We start from the raw sequence: 16,985 nt of genomic DNA, 5'->3' as shown, positions 1-16,985 counted from the left end.
CCTCAGGGCCTGCGTCCGTCAGGCGCGCCGGTAGACGGGGGGACGCTTCTCGGCGAAGGCGCGGGAGCCCTCCTTGGCGTCGTCGGTGGCGAAGATCGGCCAGCCGCGTTCGAGTTCGGCGGTGAGGCCGTCGGTCTCGGTCATCTCCGCCGTCTCGTACACCGATGCCTTCACCGCCTCCACGGCGAGTGGGCCGCAGGCGTTGACCTGCTCGGCGATGGCCAAGGCCTTCTCCAGGGCGGCGCCGTCCGGCACGACATGGCCGATGAGCCCGATGCCCCGGGCCTCCTCGGCGCTGTACGGGCGGGCGGTGAGCAGCATCTCCAGGGCGTGGGTGCGCGGGATCTGGCGGGGCAGGCGCACGGTCGAGCCGCCGATCGGGAAGAGGCCGCGTTTGACCTCGAAGAGACCGAAGGTGGCGCTCTCGCCCGCGACCCTGATGTCGGTGCCCTGGAGGATCTCCGTGCCGCCCGCCACGCAGTAGCCCTCGACGGCGGCGATCACCGGTTTGCGGGGGCGGTGGTGGCGCAGCATCGCCTTCCAGTGCAGGTCGGGGTCGGCCTTCATGCGGTCCCGGTACTGCTCGCCGCCCATCGAGTCGCCCGCGAGTGCCTTGAGGTCCATGCCCGCGCAGAAGTCCCCTCCGGCGCCGGTCAGCACGATCGAGCGGACCGTGTCGTCCTCGTCGGCGGCGAGCCAGCCGTCGTACAGGCCGACCAGCATCGGCAGTGAGAGGGCGTTCTTCGCCTCGGGCCTGTTCAGGGTGAGCACCAGGGTGGCGCCTTCGCGCCGCACGGTGAGGTGTTCCGTACCGAGGCTTTCCGAACTGAGGCTTTCCGAACTCAGGCCTTCCGTGGCGAGGCTTTCCGCACCGGGGCTTTCCGTACCACTCATGACCATCCTCCCGTCGTCGGACGTGGAACAGGTTGCAGGAGGGCGGGGTCCAGTTCAATAGTTTTCTGACAGTCAGTCAGATTTCTTCGGTGCAGGCCCTTCCCACTTGAGGCGGGCTTTGCTCTGATGACCGTCGAGCCAGTCGTGCCGGATCGCCCCCGGGTCAGTCAGGAGGAACGGTGGAGTACAACCTTGCCGACCTGTTCGAGTCGGTCGTCGACGTGGTCCCGGACCGCGAGGCGCTCGTGTACATCGACCATCCCGGGACGGGCGCGGAGCGCCGGCTCACGTACGCCGAGCTGGACGCGGCCGCCAACCGTGTCGCACACCACCTGATCGACGCGGGCATCAAGCCGGGCGAGCACCTGGGCCTGCACCTGTACAACGGCATCGAGTATCTGCAGACCGTGCTGGGCTGCCTCAAGGCACGCATCGTGCCGGTCAACGTCAACTACCGTTACGTGAAAGATGAGTTGATCTACCTCTACCGGGACGCGGACCTGGCGGCGCTCGTCTTCGACGCCGAGTTCACCGAGCGGGTCGCGGCCGCCCTGCCGCGGACCTCCAAGCTCCGGCATCTGGTGCGGGTGGGCACCGCGCCGCCCGGCGCCCCCGAACCTGCCGTACCGCCCGTGCCGTTCGCAGAGGCCGAGACGGCGGCATCCGGGGCGCGGGGCTTCGGACCACGGTCGGCCGACGACCAGTTCATCATCTACACCGGCGGCACCACGGGCATGCCCAAGGGCGTCATGTGGCGCCAGGAGGACCTGTTCTTCTCGGGGCTCGGCGGCGGCGCACCGACCGGCGAGCCGGTGAAGTCCCCCCAGGAACTGGCCGAGCGGGTGGCGGCCGGCGGCGACGGGATCACCTTCTTCCCCACTCCCCCACTGATGCACGGCACCTCCACCCTCACCGCGTTCATCGGCTTCTTCTTCGGCCAACGGATCGTCATCCACCGCAAGTTCGCGCCCGAAGAGGTGCTCCGTACGATCGAGAAGGAGAAGGTCACCAGCGTGTCGCTGGTCGGTGACGCGATGCTGCGGCCACTGATCGACGTGCTGAACGGGCCCATGAAGGGCACCGACTGCTCCTCGATGTTCAGCGTCTCGTCGTCGGGCGCGATCATGTCGGAGACGGTGCGCGCACAATTTCAGGCACTGGTCCCGACGGTGATGCTGCTGAACAACTTCGGGTCCTCCGAGTCCGGCTTCAACGGCACGGCGACCGACGACTCCGGGCCCGAGAAGGGCTTCAGGCTGCGCGTCAACTCCCGTACGGCGGTGGTCGATCCGGCGACATACGCGCCGGTCGCGGTCGGCGAGGTGGGCCGCATCGCCCAGCGCGGGCACGTACCGCTGGGCTACTACAACGACCCGAAGAAGACCGCCGAGACGTTCTTCCAGGCGGACGGCGAGCGCTGGGTGCTGCTCGGCGACATGGCGACCGTCGACGACGAGGGCATCGTCACCGTCCTGGGCCGCGGCTCTCAGTGCATCAACACCGGGGGCGAGAAGGTCTACCCGGAAGAGGTCGAGCAGGCGCTCAAGTCCCATCCCGATGTGTACGACGCACTGGTCGCCGGTGTCCCCGACGAGAAGTGGGGCAACCATGTGGCGGCCGTGGTGCAGCTGCGCGAAGGAGCGGGCGAGCCGAGCCTCGACGACATCCAGACGCACTGCCGGACCCGGCTCGCGGGGTACAAGATTCCCCGGCAGCTGGTGATAGCGCCGCAGATCCAGCGCTCGCCGAGCGGCAAGGCGGACTACCGGTGGGCCCGGACGGTCGCGGCGGGCACCGGCGGCCGGTAGGCGTCCCCTCAGGGCCGTCGGTTCTCCCTCTGCCGAGACTCCTCCTGTCGCCCCCGGTGACTTCCGCCGCCTCCGGTGGGACGCTGCGAGCAATCGGGCAAATACTGGCGCGAATCGGAGGGGCCATGCCGAAGAAATCGGGCAAGGGCGTGCTGTACGCGGAGAACGAGACCGAGGCCAAGGATCTGATGCTGGAGTACACCAAGAGCATCGACCTCGACCGGGCGCTGGTGTCCGACAGCACCTGGGCCACGACGCTGCGGATCGCCTGCGACCCCAAGGAGGGCATCGCCGTGGCGGAAGCCACGCTGCTCACCGACCTGCAGGAGCTGCGGAGCGAGACGAACAAGACGGCCCGCCGTGACGCGATCGCCACACAGTGGGGCACGCTGTCGGGTCGTACAGCCACGATTGGCGGCGCCGTCCAGAACATCGCGAGCCAGTGCCGGGCCCAGTACATCGCGGGGTCCCCGGTGGACTTCAGTTACGGCGCGACTATGACCGAAACGGCGTTCGAAGCACTCGGCGCGAGCTGGAAGACGCTGGGCACCTGGGCCTCGGGCCAGGGGCTGACGCAGTTCCAGTCGTTCCGGTGGCTGCCGGTCGAGAACAAGGAGGAGAAGGGCAAGGGCAGCGTCGGTGCGACGCTGGCGCGCCGCGGCAGGCAGGGCAACCTGTTCGTCAGCATCCGGGGGATCACGTACAACGTCCACATCGACATCAGCTGAGCCCCCGGCGTTCGGCGGGTCGCCCGCGCGCCCTACGGATTGCCCAGCAGGCTCTTCAGCTCGCGGCCGAAGAGCAGCCGGCCCGCGCGCACGATCGCCCCGTCGAACACCCCGGGAAGCCCACGGATGCGCAGATCCTCCGTCCAGACGACGCGGGCGCCGCCGGGCACGGGCCGCACATCGAACTCGGCCCACCCCAGCACGACGGAGCCGCGCTTCTCCAGCCGGCAGCGCCCCGGGCCGTCCGCCTGCGGCGGCTCCCAGCACACCACCTCCATCGGGTCGTCGAACCCGAGCGGACCGGGGCCCGTGCGGGCCACGAACACCGTCCCCGGGCCGGTCGGCGACGGCGTGCTGACCGTGACCCGAGTGAGGGGGACCTGTGCGCCGTGGCGTTCCCACGCGGTCAGGCGGCGCCAGGCCTCGGCGGCGGACAGGTGGGTGCGTCGTTCGATACGGAAGAGGGCCACAGCGCGAGCTTAGGGGGTGCCGTTCGGACAAGGCCGGCTCCGAACGGCACCCTCCAGGCCTGCGGGACGACGGATGCCGTTGCAGGATGAGGGCATGCTGCTGGCCACACTCGCCCGGGTCTCCCAGGAGATCACCTCGACCTCGGCGCGCTCGGGGAAGACCGCGCTGCTGGCGGAGCTCTTCCGGGCCGCGGAACCCGACGACGTACCGATCGCCATCGCCTATCTGGCGGGCCGGCTGCCCCAGGGCCGGATCGGGATCGGCTGGAGCCTGCTGAGCGAGCCCGTCGCCCCGGCCACCGGGCCCTCGCTGACGCTGCGCGAGATGGACGCGACGCTGACCGCGTTCGCGGCGGTCAGCGGGCGCGGCGCGCAGGCCGAGCGAGGCGGCCTGGTGCGGGAGTTGATGAGGTCGGCGACGGCCGGTGAGCAGCGTTTCCTGACGGGGCTGCTCACCGGCGAGGTGCGGCAGGGCGCCCTGGACGCGCTGGCCGCGGAAGGTCTGGCCGCCGCCGCCGAGGCACCGGCGGCGGCCGTGCGCCGGGCGGTGATGCTGGGCGGCTCCCTCGTCGAGGTCGGCCGGGCGCTGCTCAGCCGGGGCCCGGCGGCACTCGCCGAATTCAGCCTGCGGGTGGGGCGTGGCGTGCCGCCGATGCTGGCGAGCCCGGCGGCCGGGGTGGGTGCGGCGGTCGAGAAGCTCGGCCCGTGCGCCGTGGAGGAGAAGCTGGACGGCATCCGAGTGCAGGTGCACCGCGACGGCGAAGAGGTACGCGTCTTCACCCGCACCCTGGACGACATCACCAACCGGGTGCCCGAACTCACCTCCTCAGCAATGGAGTTGAGCTCCGATTCCTTCATTCTCGACGGCGAAGTCATCGCATTCGACGCTGGCGGCCGACCCCTACCCTTCCAGGACATCGCGGGGCGGGTCGGCTCGCGCCTCGATGTGGCGGCGGCCCGTGCGGCGCTGCCCCTGTCGCCCGTGTTCTTCGACGTACTGGCTCTCGACGGGGAGGTCCTGCTGGACCTGCCGTACCGGGAGCGCCACTATCGGCTGACCGGGCTCGTTCCCGAACCGATGCGGGTACGCCGGACAGTGGTGGCGGGCGCCGACGACCGGGCCGCGGTGGACGAGTTCTGGGCGCGGACGCTTGAGCGCGGTCACGAAGGGGTGGTGTTCAAGGCGCTGGACGCGCCCTACCAGGCGGGACGGCGCGGCGCCTCGTGGCTCAAGGTGAAGCCGGTCCACACCTTGGATCTGGTGGTGCTGGCCGCCGAATGGGGCCACGGCCGGCGGACCGGGAAGCTGTCCAACCTGCATCTGGGCGCGCGCCGGCCCGACGGGACGTTCGCGATGCTCGGCAAGACGTTCAAGGGGCTCACCGATGTGACGCTGGCCTGGCAGACGAAGCGTTTGCAGGAGCTGGCGACGGCCGAGAAGGGCTACGTGGTGACCGTACGCCCGGAGCTTGTCGTCGAGATCGCATACGACGGGCTCCAGCGGTCCACACGCTATCCGGAAGGGGTCACGCTCCGGTTCGCACGGGTGGTGCGCTACCGGGAGGACAAGGCGGCGGCCGAGGCGGACACCGTCGAGACGGTGCTCGCGTCGGGGCCGGTCCTGGCCGAGGAGCAGCCGGAGCCGTAGTGGGACGGCCCCCTTCCCCCTCTCGCTCCCCTCGCTCCCGAGGTAAAGAACACTTGACACCATGTCGGAGGTGCTTAACACTCCTGAGTGTCAGGTTTTCTTTACATGGGGAGCCGGACATCTCGCTCGGCGCCGCCCAACAACGTACGGAGACCCCATGAAGGCCATCGTTCACGACATCTACGGACCGCCCGAGGTCCTGCGCCTCGACGAGGTCGCGCAACCGGTCGCCGGCCGGGGCGAGGTCCTCATCAAGGTTCAGGCCTCGTCCATCGATCCGGGCGTCTGGCATCTCACGACGGGCCGCCCGTACCTGCTCCGCGCCGCGGGCTTCGGCCTGCAAGCCCCCAAGGCCCGCGTCCGGGGCACGGACGTCGCGGGGCGGGTGGAGGCGGTCGGTCCGGGCGTGACCCGGTTCCGGCCGGGCGACGAGGTGTACGGCTCCGGCAAGGGGGCGTTCGCCGAATACGCGTGCGCCAAGGAGGACAGCCTCGCACCGAAGCCCGCGAACCTCGACTTCGAGCAGGCGGCAGCGGTCCCGGTCTCCGCGTGCACCGCACTCCAGGCCCTGCGCGACGGCGGACGTCTGAAGTCCGGCCGGCGGGTCCTCGTCATCGGCGCGTCGGGCGGCGTGGGCACATTCGCCGTACAGCTGGCCAAGGCCTTCGGCGCCCAGGTCACCGGCGTCTGCAGCACCGCCAACACGGACCTGGTCCGCTCCATCGGCGCCGACGAGGTCATCGACTACACCCAGGAGGACCCCACCGACGGCGCCCACCGCTACGACCTCGTCGTCGACACCGGGGGCAACCGCCCCCTCGCGCGGTTGCGCAGAGCCCTCACCCCGCGCGGAACCCTCGTCATCGTCGGCGGCGAGGGCGGCGGCACCTGGATCGGCGGTACCCACCGGGAGTTGGGGGCGGTCCTGCTGTCACCGTTCGTCGGCCACCGGCTGCGCGGGCTCGTCGCCACCCAGCGCCACAGCGACCTGGCGCTTCTCACGGAGCTCATCGAGGCCGGATCGGTGACACCCGTCATCGACCGCACCTACCCGCTGGCCGACGTCCGCGCCGCCATCCACCACCTCAGGGAGGGCCACCCGCGGGGCAAGATCGTCGTCCGCGTCTGACGGGCCGTGCGACATCCGCTCGGTCGGATCGGTCGGATCGGCCGTGCCCGTCGGCAAGTTGGCGCTGGGCGCGGCCCGAATACGGGCGCGAAAGGCGGTGTTCGCCGGGTTCGTGCTGCTGGAGTTCATTGGTCCGCGGCGCATGGTTCACGCCAACGCCGGTAACACGTAGGGCATCACACCCCCGACGCGAGGATGCAGACCATGGCGATCACCTTCCGTAAGAGCTTCCGGATCCTCCCCGGCGTGCGGCTGAACATCAACCGCCGCTCCTGGTCCATCACCACCGGCGGCCGGCACGGCCCACGCCGCACAACGAGCAGCACGGGCCGCCGCACCACTTCCATGGACCTGCCGGGTCCCTTCGGCTGGCGGAAGACGACCCGTACCCGCAAGTCGCGCTGACTCAGCGGGCCGCGTCCCTGCCGACCTTCGCCGCCCACAGGACCAGCGGCACCTGCAGCGGGAGCCGTGCGTAGGCGAGAGCCTTCAGCGGGGCCTCCTTGTGCCGCCAGTCGTACGCCATCTTCACGTTGGCGGGGAAGACGGCCGCGAAGAAGACCGCGGTGGCGAGCGCGCTCACCCGCCGGGTACGCGGCACCGCCACGCCCGCCGCGAGCAGCAGCTCCACCACCCCGCTGCCCCGGGTCCAGGCGCGGGCGCTGCCCGGCAGCGCCTCCGGGATGGTGGCGTCGAACGGCTTCGGCGCCACGGCGTGGGCCGCACCCGCCGCGGCGAGGAGACCGACGAGCAGCTGTGCGGAACGTTCGGTGGCGGGCAACTGGGGCCTCCTGGGCGGTCGGAGATGGGGGGCGGCGGACAGCAGCACGATTATTACCTGCCAGTAGACCGCATTACTAGACGTCTCGTCAGTAGCCGATTCGGCGAAATCAGCGGATTCGGCGGATCCGGGTCGTTGTACTGCGCGTCGGTCTCGACGACCACGCCCCAGTCGTAGTCGAGCACCTCGTCCGTGCGCACCGGGTCCGGACGCCTCGGGTCGGCCGGGAACGGCGGGGGCTCCTCTATGACGAGCCGCCCGACCCGCTCCGGATACGCCTGCGCCACCAGTGCGGCGACCGCGCCGCCCACGCCATCCGCAGGCCGTTCGCCCACACGGTGAGCACCTCCGGATCGAGGAAGGAAATCACGGCCCGGTGGAACCCGCCCCGGTCGGCGTCCCACGGCAGGCCGTCACCGCCGGGCAGGACCACAAGCTCGGCGTCGGGCAGCAGGCCCACCCGCTCGGCGCAGTGCCTCGATGTCGTCGACGGTCGGGGCGTGGTACGTCGACGGGCTCGCCGGGGCCGCGGATTTGGCGGCGCCGCACCGGTCGAGAAGGACCAGCTGCCGGTGCGCGCCCAGCCCTCCGAAGTCCCCGGGGCACCCCGACGGGCTCGGCGCGCCGTCCGGCAGGCAGATCAGCGGCTCCCCCTCCCCCACCAGGCGGTAGCCGGGTTCCGTGCCGTCGCGCGTGCCGAGCATTCCCATGCCGAAGATCCTCTCAGGCCCTCCGGAAGCCGGGCCGGTCGCATGCCTTGACGCACGGTCGGGCTGCTGAATTACTGATCCTCCAGAAGATCGACCGAATGATCGGTCGTCCGGTTTGGACGGAGAGTTGCCCATGGCGGTACTGCTGGACGCGGCGGAACAGCTCGGCCGCGAAGAACTCGAAGCGCTGCAACTGGGGCGGCTGCGGACGAGTCTGCGCCACGCGTACGACCATGTGCCGTTCTACCGGCAGTCGTTCGACAAGGCAGGGCTGCGCCCCGAGGACTGCGTCTCGCTCGCCGACCTGGCCCGCTTCCCGTTCACCGCCAAGGCCGATCTGCGCGACAACTACCCCTTCGGCATGTTCGCCGTCCCCCAGTCCTCGATCCGCCGCATCCACGCCTCCAGCGGCACCACGGGCCGTCCGACCGTCGTCGGCTACACCGAGGACGATCTGGACATGTGGGCCGACATGGTCGCGCGCTCGATCCGCGCGGCCGGCGGACGTCCCGGCCACAAGGTGCATGTGGCGTACGGATACGGGCTGTTCACCGGCGGGCTCGGCGCGCACTACGGGGCCGAGCGGCTCGGCTGCACCGTCATCCCGGCCTCCGGCGGCATGACCGCGCGCCAGGTGCAACTGATTCAGGACTTCCGCCCCGAGGTCATCATGGTGACGCCGTCGTACATGCTCACCCTGCTCGACGAGTTCGAACGCCAGGGCGTCGATCCGCGCTCCACCTCCCTGCAGGTCGGGATCTTCGGCGCCGAGCCGTGGACGGAGGCGATGCGCACGGAGATCGAGGAGCGGTTCGCGATCGACGCGGTCGACATATACGGGCTGTCCGAGGTGATCGGCCCCGGAGTGGCGCAGGAGTGCGTGGAGACGAAGGACGGACTGCACATCTGGGAGGACCACTTCTACCCGGAGGTCGTCGACCCCATCACGGGTGAGGTGCTGCCGGACGGCGAAAAGGGTGAGCTGGTCTTCACCTCGCTCACCAAGCAGGCGATGCCGGTGATCCGCTACCGGACGCGGGACCTGACACGGCTGCTGCCGGGTACGGCCAGGGTCTTCCGGCGCATGGAGAAGGTCACAGGACGCAGTGACGACCTGGTGATCGTGCGCGGGGTCAATCTCTTCCCCACCCAGGTCGAGGAGATCGTGCTGCGGACACCCGCGCTCGCCCCGCACTTCCAGCTGCTGCTGACCCGCGAGGGCCGGATGGATCAGCTGACGGTACTGGCCGAGGCCAGGGCCGATGCCACCGCCGATGAGCGGGTGGCCGCCGCGCTCGCGGTCGCGACGGCCGTGAAGGACGGCATCGGGGTGTCGGTCGGGGTCGACGTCCTCGACCCCGAGACTCTGGAGCGGTCGGTGGGCAAGTTCAAGCGGATCGTGGACCGCCGTCCGCGCTGAAGCGGTCCCGCAGTTCGCGCTTCTCCGGTCCACGTACCGGAGCGCCGTAGGTCTCTGGGTGGGGCCGCGCCCCGGGGGTCGAGCGGGTCGACGCCCAATACCGAACGGCATGTTGACATGTGTCCGCCCGGCTGAGTGCATGGACCAACCACCCTGCACCACCGTCACGTTGGGAGGCACGTTGCACTTCCGAACCCGCCTGAGACACCTGGCGCTCGCCTCGATCGCCCTGGCCACCGTCACGGCTTCGCTGCCGTCGGCAGCGGCCGCCGACACCGATCCCCGTGACCGCCACCCCACCTCCGGCAAGCTGTCCGCCGTCATCCGCTACACGGAGTACGGCATGCCGCACATCGTGGCCAAGGACTACGCGAACCTCGGCTTCGGCACCGGCTGGGCCCAGGCCGCCGACCAGGTGTGCACGCTCGCCGACGGCTTCGTGACCGTGCGCGGCGAGCGTTCACGGTACTTCGGCCCTGACGCGGCGCCCGACGGCTCGCTGTCGTCGGCCACCAAGAACCTGTCCAGCGACCTGTACTTCGCCGGGGTGCGGGAGGCGGGCACGGTGGAGAAGCTGCTGGCCACTCCCGCTCCCGCCGGACCCAGCCGGCAGATCAAGGACACGATGCGCGGCTGGGCGGCCGGGTACAACGCCTGGCTGAAGCAGAACCGCATCACCGACCCGGCGTGCCGCAGCGCCGACTGGGTGCGCCCGGTGACCCCGCTGGATGTCGCGAGACGCGGATTCGCGGTGTCCGTACTCGGCGGCCAGGGCCGTGGCATCGACGGCATCACCGCCGCCGCGCCGCCGGGCACCGCGCCCGTTGCCGGGGTGGATCCGCAGCGGGCGGCGGGGGCGGCGCGCGAGCTGTTCGACGCGGGCAACGCCGACATGGGCTCCAACGCCGTCGCGTTCAACGGGAGTTCGACCGCCAACGGGCGCGGGCTGCTCCTCGGCAACCCGCACTACCCCTGGCAGGGCGGGCGGCGCTTCTGGCAGTCGCAGCAGACCATCCCGGGCGAACTGAACGTCTCCGGCGGCTCATTGCTCGGCACGACCGTCGTCAACATCGGTTTCACCGACAAGGTGGCGTGGAGCCACACCGTCGCGACGGGCGTCACGCTCAATCTGCACCAACTGACCCTGGATCCGGCCGACCCGACGGCGTATCTGGTGGACGGCAAGCGGGAGCGGATGACGAAGCGGACGGTGTCGGTGCCGGTCAAGGACGGTGCGCCGGTGACCCGCAGCCAGTGGTGGACCAGGTACGGGCCCGTGGTCACCGCGCTCGGAGACGCGTTGCCGCTCCCCTGGTCGGCGACGACGGCGTACGCCCTCAATGACCCCAACGCCGTCAATCTGCGGGGCTCCGACACAGCGCTGGGCTTCGCCAAGGCCCGTTCCACGCGCGACATCCAGGACACGCTGCGCCGCGTCCAGGGCCTGCCCTGGGTGAACACGGTCGCCGCCGATTCCGCCGGGCACTCGTTCTTCAGCCAGTCGCAGGTCCTGCCGAGGATCACCGACGAGCTGGTGCAGAGCTGCTCGACCCCGCTGGGCAGAGCGACGTATCCGACGTCCGGGGTCGCAGTCCTGGACGGCTCGCGTACCGCTTGCGCGCTCGGCTCGGACAAGGACGCGGTGCAGCCCGGCATCTTCGGACCGTCGAAGATGCCGACGCTCAAGGACGCGCCGTACGTCGAGAACTCCAACGACAGCGCCTGGCTGACCAACGCGGACCGGCCGCTGACCGGTTACGAGCGGGTCTTCGGTTCGATCGCCCTGCCCCGCTCGCCGCGCACGCGCGGGGCGATCGAGGACGTGGCGGCCATGGCGGACAAGGGCCGGCTGAAGGTGTCGGACCTCCAGCGCCAGCAGTTCGCCAACCGGGCGCCCGTGGGTGATCTGGCCGCGGCCGATGCCGCGAAGGCGTGCACCACACTGTCCGCGGACCTCAAGGAGGCCTGCGATGTGCTGGGGCGCTGGGACCGCACGGTGAACACCGACAGCAGGGGCGCGCTGCTCTTCGACCGGTTCTGGCGCAAGCTGCTCGTGGCCGTGCCGCGGGCGGAGCTGTGGAAAGTGCCGTTCTCGGCCGCGGATCCGGTGCGTACACCGAACACGCTCAATACGGCGGCGCCCGGCTTCGCCACCGCGCTCACCGGCGCGGTCGCCGAGCTGCGGGCGGCGGGCATCGCGCTCGACGCGCCTCTGGGCAAGCACCAGTTCGTCGTACGCAACGCAAAGCGCATCCCGATCCACGGCGGCACGGAGTCGCTCGGCATCTGGAACAAGGTCGAGCCGGTGTGGAATCCGGCGGGCGGCGGCTATACCGAGGTGACGACGGGCTCCAGCTACATCCAGGCCGTCGGCTGGGACGGCGGCAGGTGCCCGCAGGCGCGCACCTTGCTGACGTACGCACAGTCCTCGAACCCGGAATCGCCGTACTTCAGCGACCAGACCGAGCTGTACTCCGGTGAGCGCTGGGTGACGTCGCGGTTCTGCGAGAAGGACATCCTCACCTCGCCGAAGCTGCGCGTGGTGTGGGCGCGCGAGCGCTGACGAGGGTACGTACGAAGGTCCGGGCCCGCCGGTGCGGCGGGCCCGGACCTCGTTCGTGGTGTCAGGCCCGACGGTCGCGGTGTCAGACCCGACGGTCGCGGTCTCAGGCCTGGTCGGCCTTGAGCAGGTCGGCGCACTTCTCGCCGATCATCATGGTCGTGATGCACGGGTTGACGGCGGGCAGGAACGGCATCACCGACCCGTCGGCCACCCGCAGGCCCCGCACGCCTTTGACCCGCAGCTGCGGGTCGAGCGCGGCCCCGGGGTCGTCGGCGGCGCCCATCCGTACGGTGCACGCCGGGTGGTAGACGGTGTTGTGGGTCTTGCGGATGTAGTCGAGGAGGTCGTCGTCGGACTGCGCGGCGAGGCCGGGAGCCAGCTCCTGCCCGGCCCAGTCGGCCATCGGGGACTGCGAGACGATCTCCCGGGCGAGCCGCAGACCCGCTGTCATCACCCGCACGTCGTGCTCGTCGGTGAAGTAGCGCGGGTCGACGCGCGGCTTGTCGCGGAAGTCGCGGGTACGCAGCCGCACGGTGCCCATGGAGCGGGCGCGGGTGACGTTGGGGGTGAGACAGAAGGCGTTCTCGGCGGTCGGGTAACCACGGCGGTAGGTGTTCATATCGAAGGGCACCGACCCGTAGTGGAACATCAAGTCGGGTCGGTCCAGGCCGGGTTCGGTGTCGGCGAAGATGCCGATCTCCCACCACTGGGTGGACGAGGTGACCATGGGCCGCTTCGCCTCCCACATGATCACGCCCTCCGGGTGGTCCTGGAGGTTGGAGCCGACCGCCGGGGAGTCGACGAGGACCTCCACACCGTTGTCGCGCAGGTGCTCGGCCGGGCCGATGCCCGAGAGCATCAGCAGCTTCGGGGTGTCGATCGATCCGCAGGCCACGATCACTTCGCGGCGCGCGCCGACGGTACGGGTATGGATGAGGTCCGGTGCCAGGTACTCCACCCCGGTGCAGCGCCGGTCGGCGTCCAGCACCAGCCGCTTGGCGTGCAGCCCGGTACGCACCTCCAGGTTGGGGCGCTTGCCCATGACGGGGTGCAGATAGGAGACCGAGGCCGATGAACGGGTGCCGTCGGGGCGGGCGTTGATCTGGAACCAGTGGGCGCCGCGCTTGACCGTGGTGCCGGTGTTGAACGGCGTGGTGGGGATGGAGGCGGCGGCGCAGGCCTCCAGGAGGGCCGTGCCGCACGGGTCGTTGGCCGGGACGGTGCGGATGGTGACGGGGCCGCTGCGGCCGTGGTGGTCGCCGGGGGCGTCGTTGGTCTCAAGACGCTTGTACAGCGGGAAGCAGTCCGCGGCGCTCCAGCCCTCGCACCCCAGGGCGGCCCACTCGTCGAGGTCCTCGGCGGGCGCCCAGAAGGCGATGCACGAGTTGTGTGACGAGCAGCCGCCGAGGACCTTGGCGCGGGCGTGCCGCATAAAGCTGTTGCCGTTGTCCTGGGGCTCCACGGGGTAGTCCCAGTCGTAGCCGGACTCCAGCAGCCCCATCCACTGGTCGAGCCGCAGGACGTTCTCGTCACCGACGTCGGAGGGACCCGCCTCCAGTACGCACACGGTGACGGCCGGGTCCTCGGTCAGCCGGGCGGCGACCACCGCCCCGGCTGTACCACCACCGACGACCACGTAGTCGAACTGCTCCTGCGGGTGGCTCTCGGCCGGCATCTTCTCTCCAGGAAACGGTGGGGGAGGAAACGTGGGTGCGGGAAGCGGCTGGTGCGATGACGCCCGTCGCGGGGTCAGGGTGCCGTGGGGTCGCGCACCTCGGCACGGTGGTCTTCGAGCACGCCGGTCTTGTGACGCTGCACGAACCAGTAGTAGGCGAAGCCGCCCAGCGCGACGATGCCGATGAACAGGAACGCGCCCCAGCGCAGGTACCAGTGCTGAGCGCCCGTCGCGTTGTACACCTCGGCGCGCGGCCAGGCGAGGTTGAGCGACATGACGGCGCCCCAGACCACGGCGACGATGTTGACCGGCAGACCGAACCGGCCGAGCGAGAACTTGCCCTCGGCGGGCGTCCAGGTGCCGCGCAGCCGCTTGATCAGCATGGGCACGGTGACCAGCAGGTAGGCCACGTAGATCATGATGATCGCGATGCTGGTGATCACCGAGAAGATCTGCGGCTGGTTGACGTTGATCACCAGGATGACGACGCCCACCACACCGATCACGACGGCGGGCACCACCGGGGTCTGGAAGCGGGGGCTGACCTTGGCGAGTACGGAGCCCGCGGGCAGGTTGTTGTCCCGGGCCATGGCGAACATCAGGCGGATACCCGCGGCCTGTACGGCCAGCACACAGACGGTGATCGCGACGACCACGCACCACAGGAAGACTTCGCCGACGGTCGAGCCGAGCGTCTCCAGGACGACGTACTGCAGGCCGCCCGTCGACAGCTCCTTCGCGGCCAGATCCGGTACGGCCATCAGAGCGAACAGCAGGATGAGTCCGCCGATGAGGAAGGAGGCGACGAGGGCCCGCAGGATGGCGCGGGGCGCGTTGCGGTCGGGGTTGTGCGACTCCTCGCCCAGTGAGGAAGCCGTGTCGAAGCCGTACATCACATACGCGGAGGCCAGCGACGCGGTGAGGAACGCGCCGAAGTAGCCGAGGCTCTCGCCGGCGCCGAGCCCGTTGGTCTCGGTCAGCACACTGCTGGGGCCGCGGGTGATGTGCGCCGCGAGGAAGACGATCAGGGCGACAGCGGCGATCAGCTCGATGAATACGCCCGCCGAGTTGATCCGGGCCATGAGCTTGACGCCGAAGGCGTTGATCACGGTGGAGAAGAGGATGAGCGCCGAGCCGAGGAGGACGGCGTTGGCCGCCGCGTCCGTCTTGCCGCTGCCGTCACCGATGAACTGGAACCAGGAGTCGATCTGCGGCAGCGTGAGCTGGTAGGCGAGCGCCACGGCCGACAGCGTCACCATGGTGGCCGTCATCATCATCCAGCCGCCGAGCCAGCCGGTGTGCGGGCCGCCCATGGCCTTGGCCCAGTTGTAGACCGAACCGGCGACGGGGTAGCGGGCCGCCAGCTCGCAGAAGCACAGGGCGACCATCAGCTGACCGGCGAAGACCATCGGCCAGGACCACCAGTAGGCCGGTCCGCCGAAGCTCACGCCGAAGTAGAAGAGCTGGAAGGTGCCGGTCAGGATCGAGATGTAGCTGATGCCCGCGGCGAAGGTGTGGAAGTTGCCCAGGGTGCGCTTGAGTTCGGGCTTGTAGCCGAGCTCGTGGAGCGAGTCGTCGTCGTGGGTGCCGTCGGGTCGTGTTCCGGGACGGTCTGCTCCGGTCGTGCTCACTCGAACCACCTCTGCGGCCTGGGCGCGGTGTTGCGCCAGATGTGCTTGGCCTCCTGGTACTCCGCAAGACCGGCGGGTCCCAGTTCACGGCCGACGCCGGACTGTTTCATCCCGCCCCATTCCGCCTGTGGCACGTAGGGGTGGAAGTCGTTGATCCATACGGTGCCTGCCCGCAGCCCGGCGGCGACCCGGTGGGCGCGCTCGCTGTCCTGCGTCCAGACGGCTCCGGCCAGGCCGTAGACGGTGTCGTTGGCCAGGGCGAGCGCCTCGGCCTCGTTGCGGAACCGTTCGACGGTCAGGACCGGGCCGAACGATTCGTCACGTACCACCGACATGCCGGGGGTGCACTCGTCGAGGACGGTCGGCGGGTAGTAGAACCCGTTCTGCAGGGCCGGGTCGTCGGGGCGCGCGCCGCCGCACCGCAGCACGGCGCCCTCGGCGAGGCCCGCGGCGACGTACGCCTCGACCTTGTCGCGGTGCGCGGCGGAGATCAGCGGTCCGGTGCGTGCGTGCTCGTCGAAGGGGCCGCCGAGCGGGATCTCCCGGGCCCGGCGCACCACCTCGTCGACGAAGGCGTCGTGCAGTTCGTCCTGGACGAGGAGCCGGGCACCGGCCGAGCAGACCTGTCCGGAGTGCAGGAACACCGCCATGAGCGCGTAGTCGACCGCCGTGTCGAAGTCGGCGTCGGCGAAGACGATGTTGGGGTTCTTGCCGCCCAGCTCAAGGGCGATCTTCTTCACGGTGGGCGCGGCCGCGGCCATGATGCGCCGGCCGGTGATCAGGCCGCCGGTGAAGGAGACCAGGTCGACGCGCTCGTCGGTGCTCAGGGGCGCGCCCGCGGTGGCGCCGGCGCCCAGTACCAGGTTGGCGGCGCCGGGCGGCAGTCCGGCCTCCGTGAGTGCCTTCATCAGCAGGATGGCGGTGTGCGGCGTCAGCTCGCTGGGCTTGAGGACAAAGGTGTTGCCCGCGGCGAGCGCGGGGGCGACCTTCCAGGCGGTCTGCAGCAGCGGGTAGTTCCACGGTGTGATCAGCGAGCAGACGCCGACCGGCTCGTGCACCACTCTGCTGTCCGTCTCCGGGTTCCCCGCGTCGACGACCCGGTCGGTGCCGCCGGACGCGCCCAGGTTGCCGAAGTAGCGGAAGCAGTTCGCGATGTCCGCCATGTCGTACTCGCTCTCCACGAGCCGCTTCCCGGTGTCCAGGGATTCGGCTCGGGCGAACGCGTCCGTGTCGCGGTCGAGGAGGTCGGCGACGCGCAGCAGCAGCCGTCCACGCTCGGCGGCCGGGGTGTGCGGCCACGGCCCGCGGTCGAACGCGTCGCGGGCGGCGCCGACCGCGGCGGCGGCGTCCTTGGGTCCTGCCTCGTCGACGGTCGCGACGAGCGTGCCGTCGGCCGGACAGCGGATCTCGCGTGTTCCACCCTCTACGGCAGCGGTCCATTGGCCACCGATGAACAGCTCCGGCATGACGTCCCTCCGGGCTCGCACGGGAAGAAGGAGTGGTGCGTACGGTCTGCGACGAGCTCCGA

At 70.3% G+C, this 16,985-nt stretch carries 15 protein-coding genes; 7 read left to right on the top strand and 8 right to left on the bottom strand.

Annotated features, from left to right (window positions below):
* Nucleotides 1-18 precede the first annotated feature (18 nt).
* Nucleotides 19-894: a crotonase/enoyl-CoA hydratase family protein gene (locus tag ABCR94_RS12220; protein WP_347119282.1), complete on the bottom strand. Its 876-nt coding sequence runs from the start codon at nucleotides 892-894 to the stop codon at nucleotides 19-21.
* A gap of 179 nt (nucleotides 895-1,073) precedes the next feature.
* Between ABCR94_RS12220 and ABCR94_RS12215 the strand changes: the two genes are divergently transcribed.
* Nucleotides 1,074-2,702: an acyl-CoA synthetase gene (locus ABCR94_RS12215; RefSeq protein WP_347119281.1), complete on the top strand. Its 1,629-nt coding sequence runs from the start codon at nucleotides 1,074-1,076 to the stop codon at nucleotides 2,700-2,702.
* Nucleotides 2,703-2,827: 125 nt separating this feature from the next.
* Nucleotides 2,828-3,430: a hypothetical protein gene (locus ABCR94_RS12210; protein ID WP_347119280.1), complete on the top strand. Its 603-nt coding sequence runs from the start codon at nucleotides 2,828-2,830 to the stop codon at nucleotides 3,428-3,430.
* Between the two features lie 32 nt (nucleotides 3,431-3,462).
* Here ABCR94_RS12210 and ABCR94_RS12205 read toward each other — a convergent pair whose 3' ends face one another.
* Nucleotides 3,463-3,900, bottom strand: a complete 438-nt coding sequence (locus tag ABCR94_RS12205) for an SRPBCC family protein (RefSeq protein WP_347119279.1) — start codon at nucleotides 3,898-3,900, stop codon at nucleotides 3,463-3,465.
* A 94-nt stretch (nucleotides 3,901-3,994) separates the two neighbouring features.
* On the opposite strand from ABCR94_RS12205, the gene ABCR94_RS12200 reads away from it, so the two are divergent.
* From ABCR94_RS12200 to ABCR94_RS12190, 3 genes are all read left to right on the top strand, one after another.
* Nucleotides 3,995-5,548, top strand: coding sequence for an ATP-dependent DNA ligase (locus tag ABCR94_RS12200; protein ID WP_347119624.1), 1,554 nt, complete (start codon nucleotides 3,995-3,997; stop codon nucleotides 5,546-5,548).
* Nucleotides 5,549-5,705: 157 nt separating this feature from the next.
* Complete coding sequence (locus ABCR94_RS12195) at nucleotides 5,706-6,677, top strand: NAD(P)-dependent alcohol dehydrogenase (protein ID WP_347119278.1); 972 nt, start codon at nucleotides 5,706-5,708, stop codon at nucleotides 6,675-6,677.
* A gap of 204 nt (nucleotides 6,678-6,881) precedes the next feature.
* Nucleotides 6,882-7,082 (top strand): DUF4236 domain-containing protein, encoded by a 201-nt coding sequence (locus ABCR94_RS12190; RefSeq protein WP_347119277.1) that lies wholly within the window; start codon nucleotides 6,882-6,884, stop codon nucleotides 7,080-7,082.
* Between the two features lies 1 nt (nucleotide 7,083).
* Here ABCR94_RS12190 and ABCR94_RS12185 read toward each other — a convergent pair whose 3' ends face one another.
* The 3 genes from ABCR94_RS12185 to ABCR94_RS12175 all read right to left on the bottom strand — a co-directional run bounded on the left by ABCR94_RS12185 (nucleotide 7,084) and on the right by ABCR94_RS12175 (nucleotide 8,168).
* A complete protein-coding gene (locus ABCR94_RS12185; RefSeq protein WP_347119276.1) occupies nucleotides 7,084-7,458 on the bottom strand; it encodes a DoxX family protein in 375 nt (124 codons plus the stop codon).
* 53 nt (nucleotides 7,459-7,511) lie between these two features.
* The gene (locus ABCR94_RS12180; RefSeq protein WP_347119275.1) at nucleotides 7,512-7,793 is read right to left on the bottom strand and encodes an alpha/beta hydrolase family protein; all 282 of its coding nucleotides are present in this window, start codon (nucleotides 7,791-7,793) and stop codon (nucleotides 7,512-7,514) included.
* A 78-nt stretch (nucleotides 7,794-7,871) separates the two neighbouring features.
* Nucleotides 7,872-8,168 (bottom strand): hypothetical protein, encoded by a 297-nt coding sequence (locus tag ABCR94_RS12175; protein ID WP_347119274.1) that lies wholly within the window; start codon nucleotides 8,166-8,168, stop codon nucleotides 7,872-7,874.
* 133 nt (nucleotides 8,169-8,301) lie between these two features.
* On the opposite strand from ABCR94_RS12175, the gene paaK reads away from it, so the two are divergent.
* A complete protein-coding gene (gene paaK, locus ABCR94_RS12170; protein WP_347119273.1) occupies nucleotides 8,302-9,588 on the top strand; it encodes a phenylacetate--CoA ligase PaaK in 1,287 nt (428 codons plus the stop codon).
* 181 nt (nucleotides 9,589-9,769) lie between these two features.
* Complete coding sequence (locus ABCR94_RS12165; protein ID WP_347119272.1) at nucleotides 9,770-12,151, top strand: penicillin acylase family protein; 2,382 nt, start codon at nucleotides 9,770-9,772, stop codon at nucleotides 12,149-12,151.
* A 103-nt stretch (nucleotides 12,152-12,254) separates the two neighbouring features.
* Here the strand turns inward: ABCR94_RS12165 and ABCR94_RS12160 are convergent, their stop codons facing one another.
* The 3 genes from ABCR94_RS12160 to ABCR94_RS12150 all read right to left on the bottom strand — a co-directional run bounded on the left by ABCR94_RS12160 (nucleotide 12,255) and on the right by ABCR94_RS12150 (nucleotide 16,923).
* Nucleotides 12,255-13,826 carry a GMC family oxidoreductase gene (locus ABCR94_RS12160; protein ID WP_347119271.1) on the bottom strand — a complete coding sequence of 524 codons (1,572 nt, stop codon included), beginning with the start codon at nucleotides 13,824-13,826 and terminating at the stop codon, nucleotides 12,255-12,257.
* A 74-nt stretch (nucleotides 13,827-13,900) separates the two neighbouring features.
* Nucleotides 13,901-15,466: an APC family permease gene (locus ABCR94_RS12155; RefSeq protein ID WP_521976818.1), complete on the bottom strand. Its 1,566-nt coding sequence runs from the start codon at nucleotides 15,464-15,466 to the stop codon at nucleotides 13,901-13,903.
* Nucleotides 15,454-16,923, bottom strand: coding sequence for an aldehyde dehydrogenase family protein (locus tag ABCR94_RS12150; RefSeq protein ID WP_347119269.1), 1,470 nt, complete (start codon nucleotides 16,921-16,923; stop codon nucleotides 15,454-15,456). Before ABCR94_RS12150 ends, ABCR94_RS12155 begins: the two co-directional genes overlap by 13 nt.
* Between the last annotated feature and the right edge of the window lie 62 nt (nucleotides 16,924-16,985).

The sequence above is a fragment of the Streptomyces changchenzhani genome, assembly GCF_039766235.1.
Taxonomy (GTDB): Bacteria; Actinomycetota; Actinomycetes; order Streptomycetales; family Streptomycetaceae; genus Streptomyces.
This window is presented reverse-complemented; position numbering and strand designations above follow the sequence as displayed.

Coding starts and splice junctions, on each gene's coding strand:
- ABCR94_RS12220 (WP_347119282.1), bottom strand. CDS start 894: ATGAGTGGTACGGAAAGCCCCGGTGCGGAAAGCCTCGCCACGGAAGGC.
- ABCR94_RS12210 (WP_347119280.1), top strand. CDS start 2,828: ATGCCGAAGAAATCGGGCAAGGGCGTGCTGTACGCGGAGAACGAGACC.
- ABCR94_RS12200 (WP_347119624.1), top strand. CDS start 3,995: ATGCTGCTGGCCACACTCGCCCGGGTCTCCCAGGAGATCACCTCGACC.
- ABCR94_RS12195 (WP_347119278.1), top strand. CDS start 5,706: ATGAAGGCCATCGTTCACGACATCTACGGACCGCCCGAGGTCCTGCGC.
- ABCR94_RS12190 (WP_347119277.1), top strand. CDS start 6,882: ATGGCGATCACCTTCCGTAAGAGCTTCCGGATCCTCCCCGGCGTGCGG.
- ABCR94_RS12175 (WP_347119274.1), bottom strand. CDS start 8,168: ATGGGAATGCTCGGCACGCGCGACGGCACGGAACCCGGCTACCGCCTG.
- paaK (WP_347119273.1), top strand. CDS start 8,302: ATGGCGGTACTGCTGGACGCGGCGGAACAGCTCGGCCGCGAAGAACTC.
- ABCR94_RS12160 (WP_347119271.1), bottom strand. CDS start 13,826: ATGCCGGCCGAGAGCCACCCGCAGGAGCAGTTCGACTACGTGGTCGTC.
- ABCR94_RS12150 (WP_347119269.1), bottom strand. CDS start 16,923: ATGCCGGAGCTGTTCATCGGTGGCCAATGGACCGCTGCCGTAGAGGGT.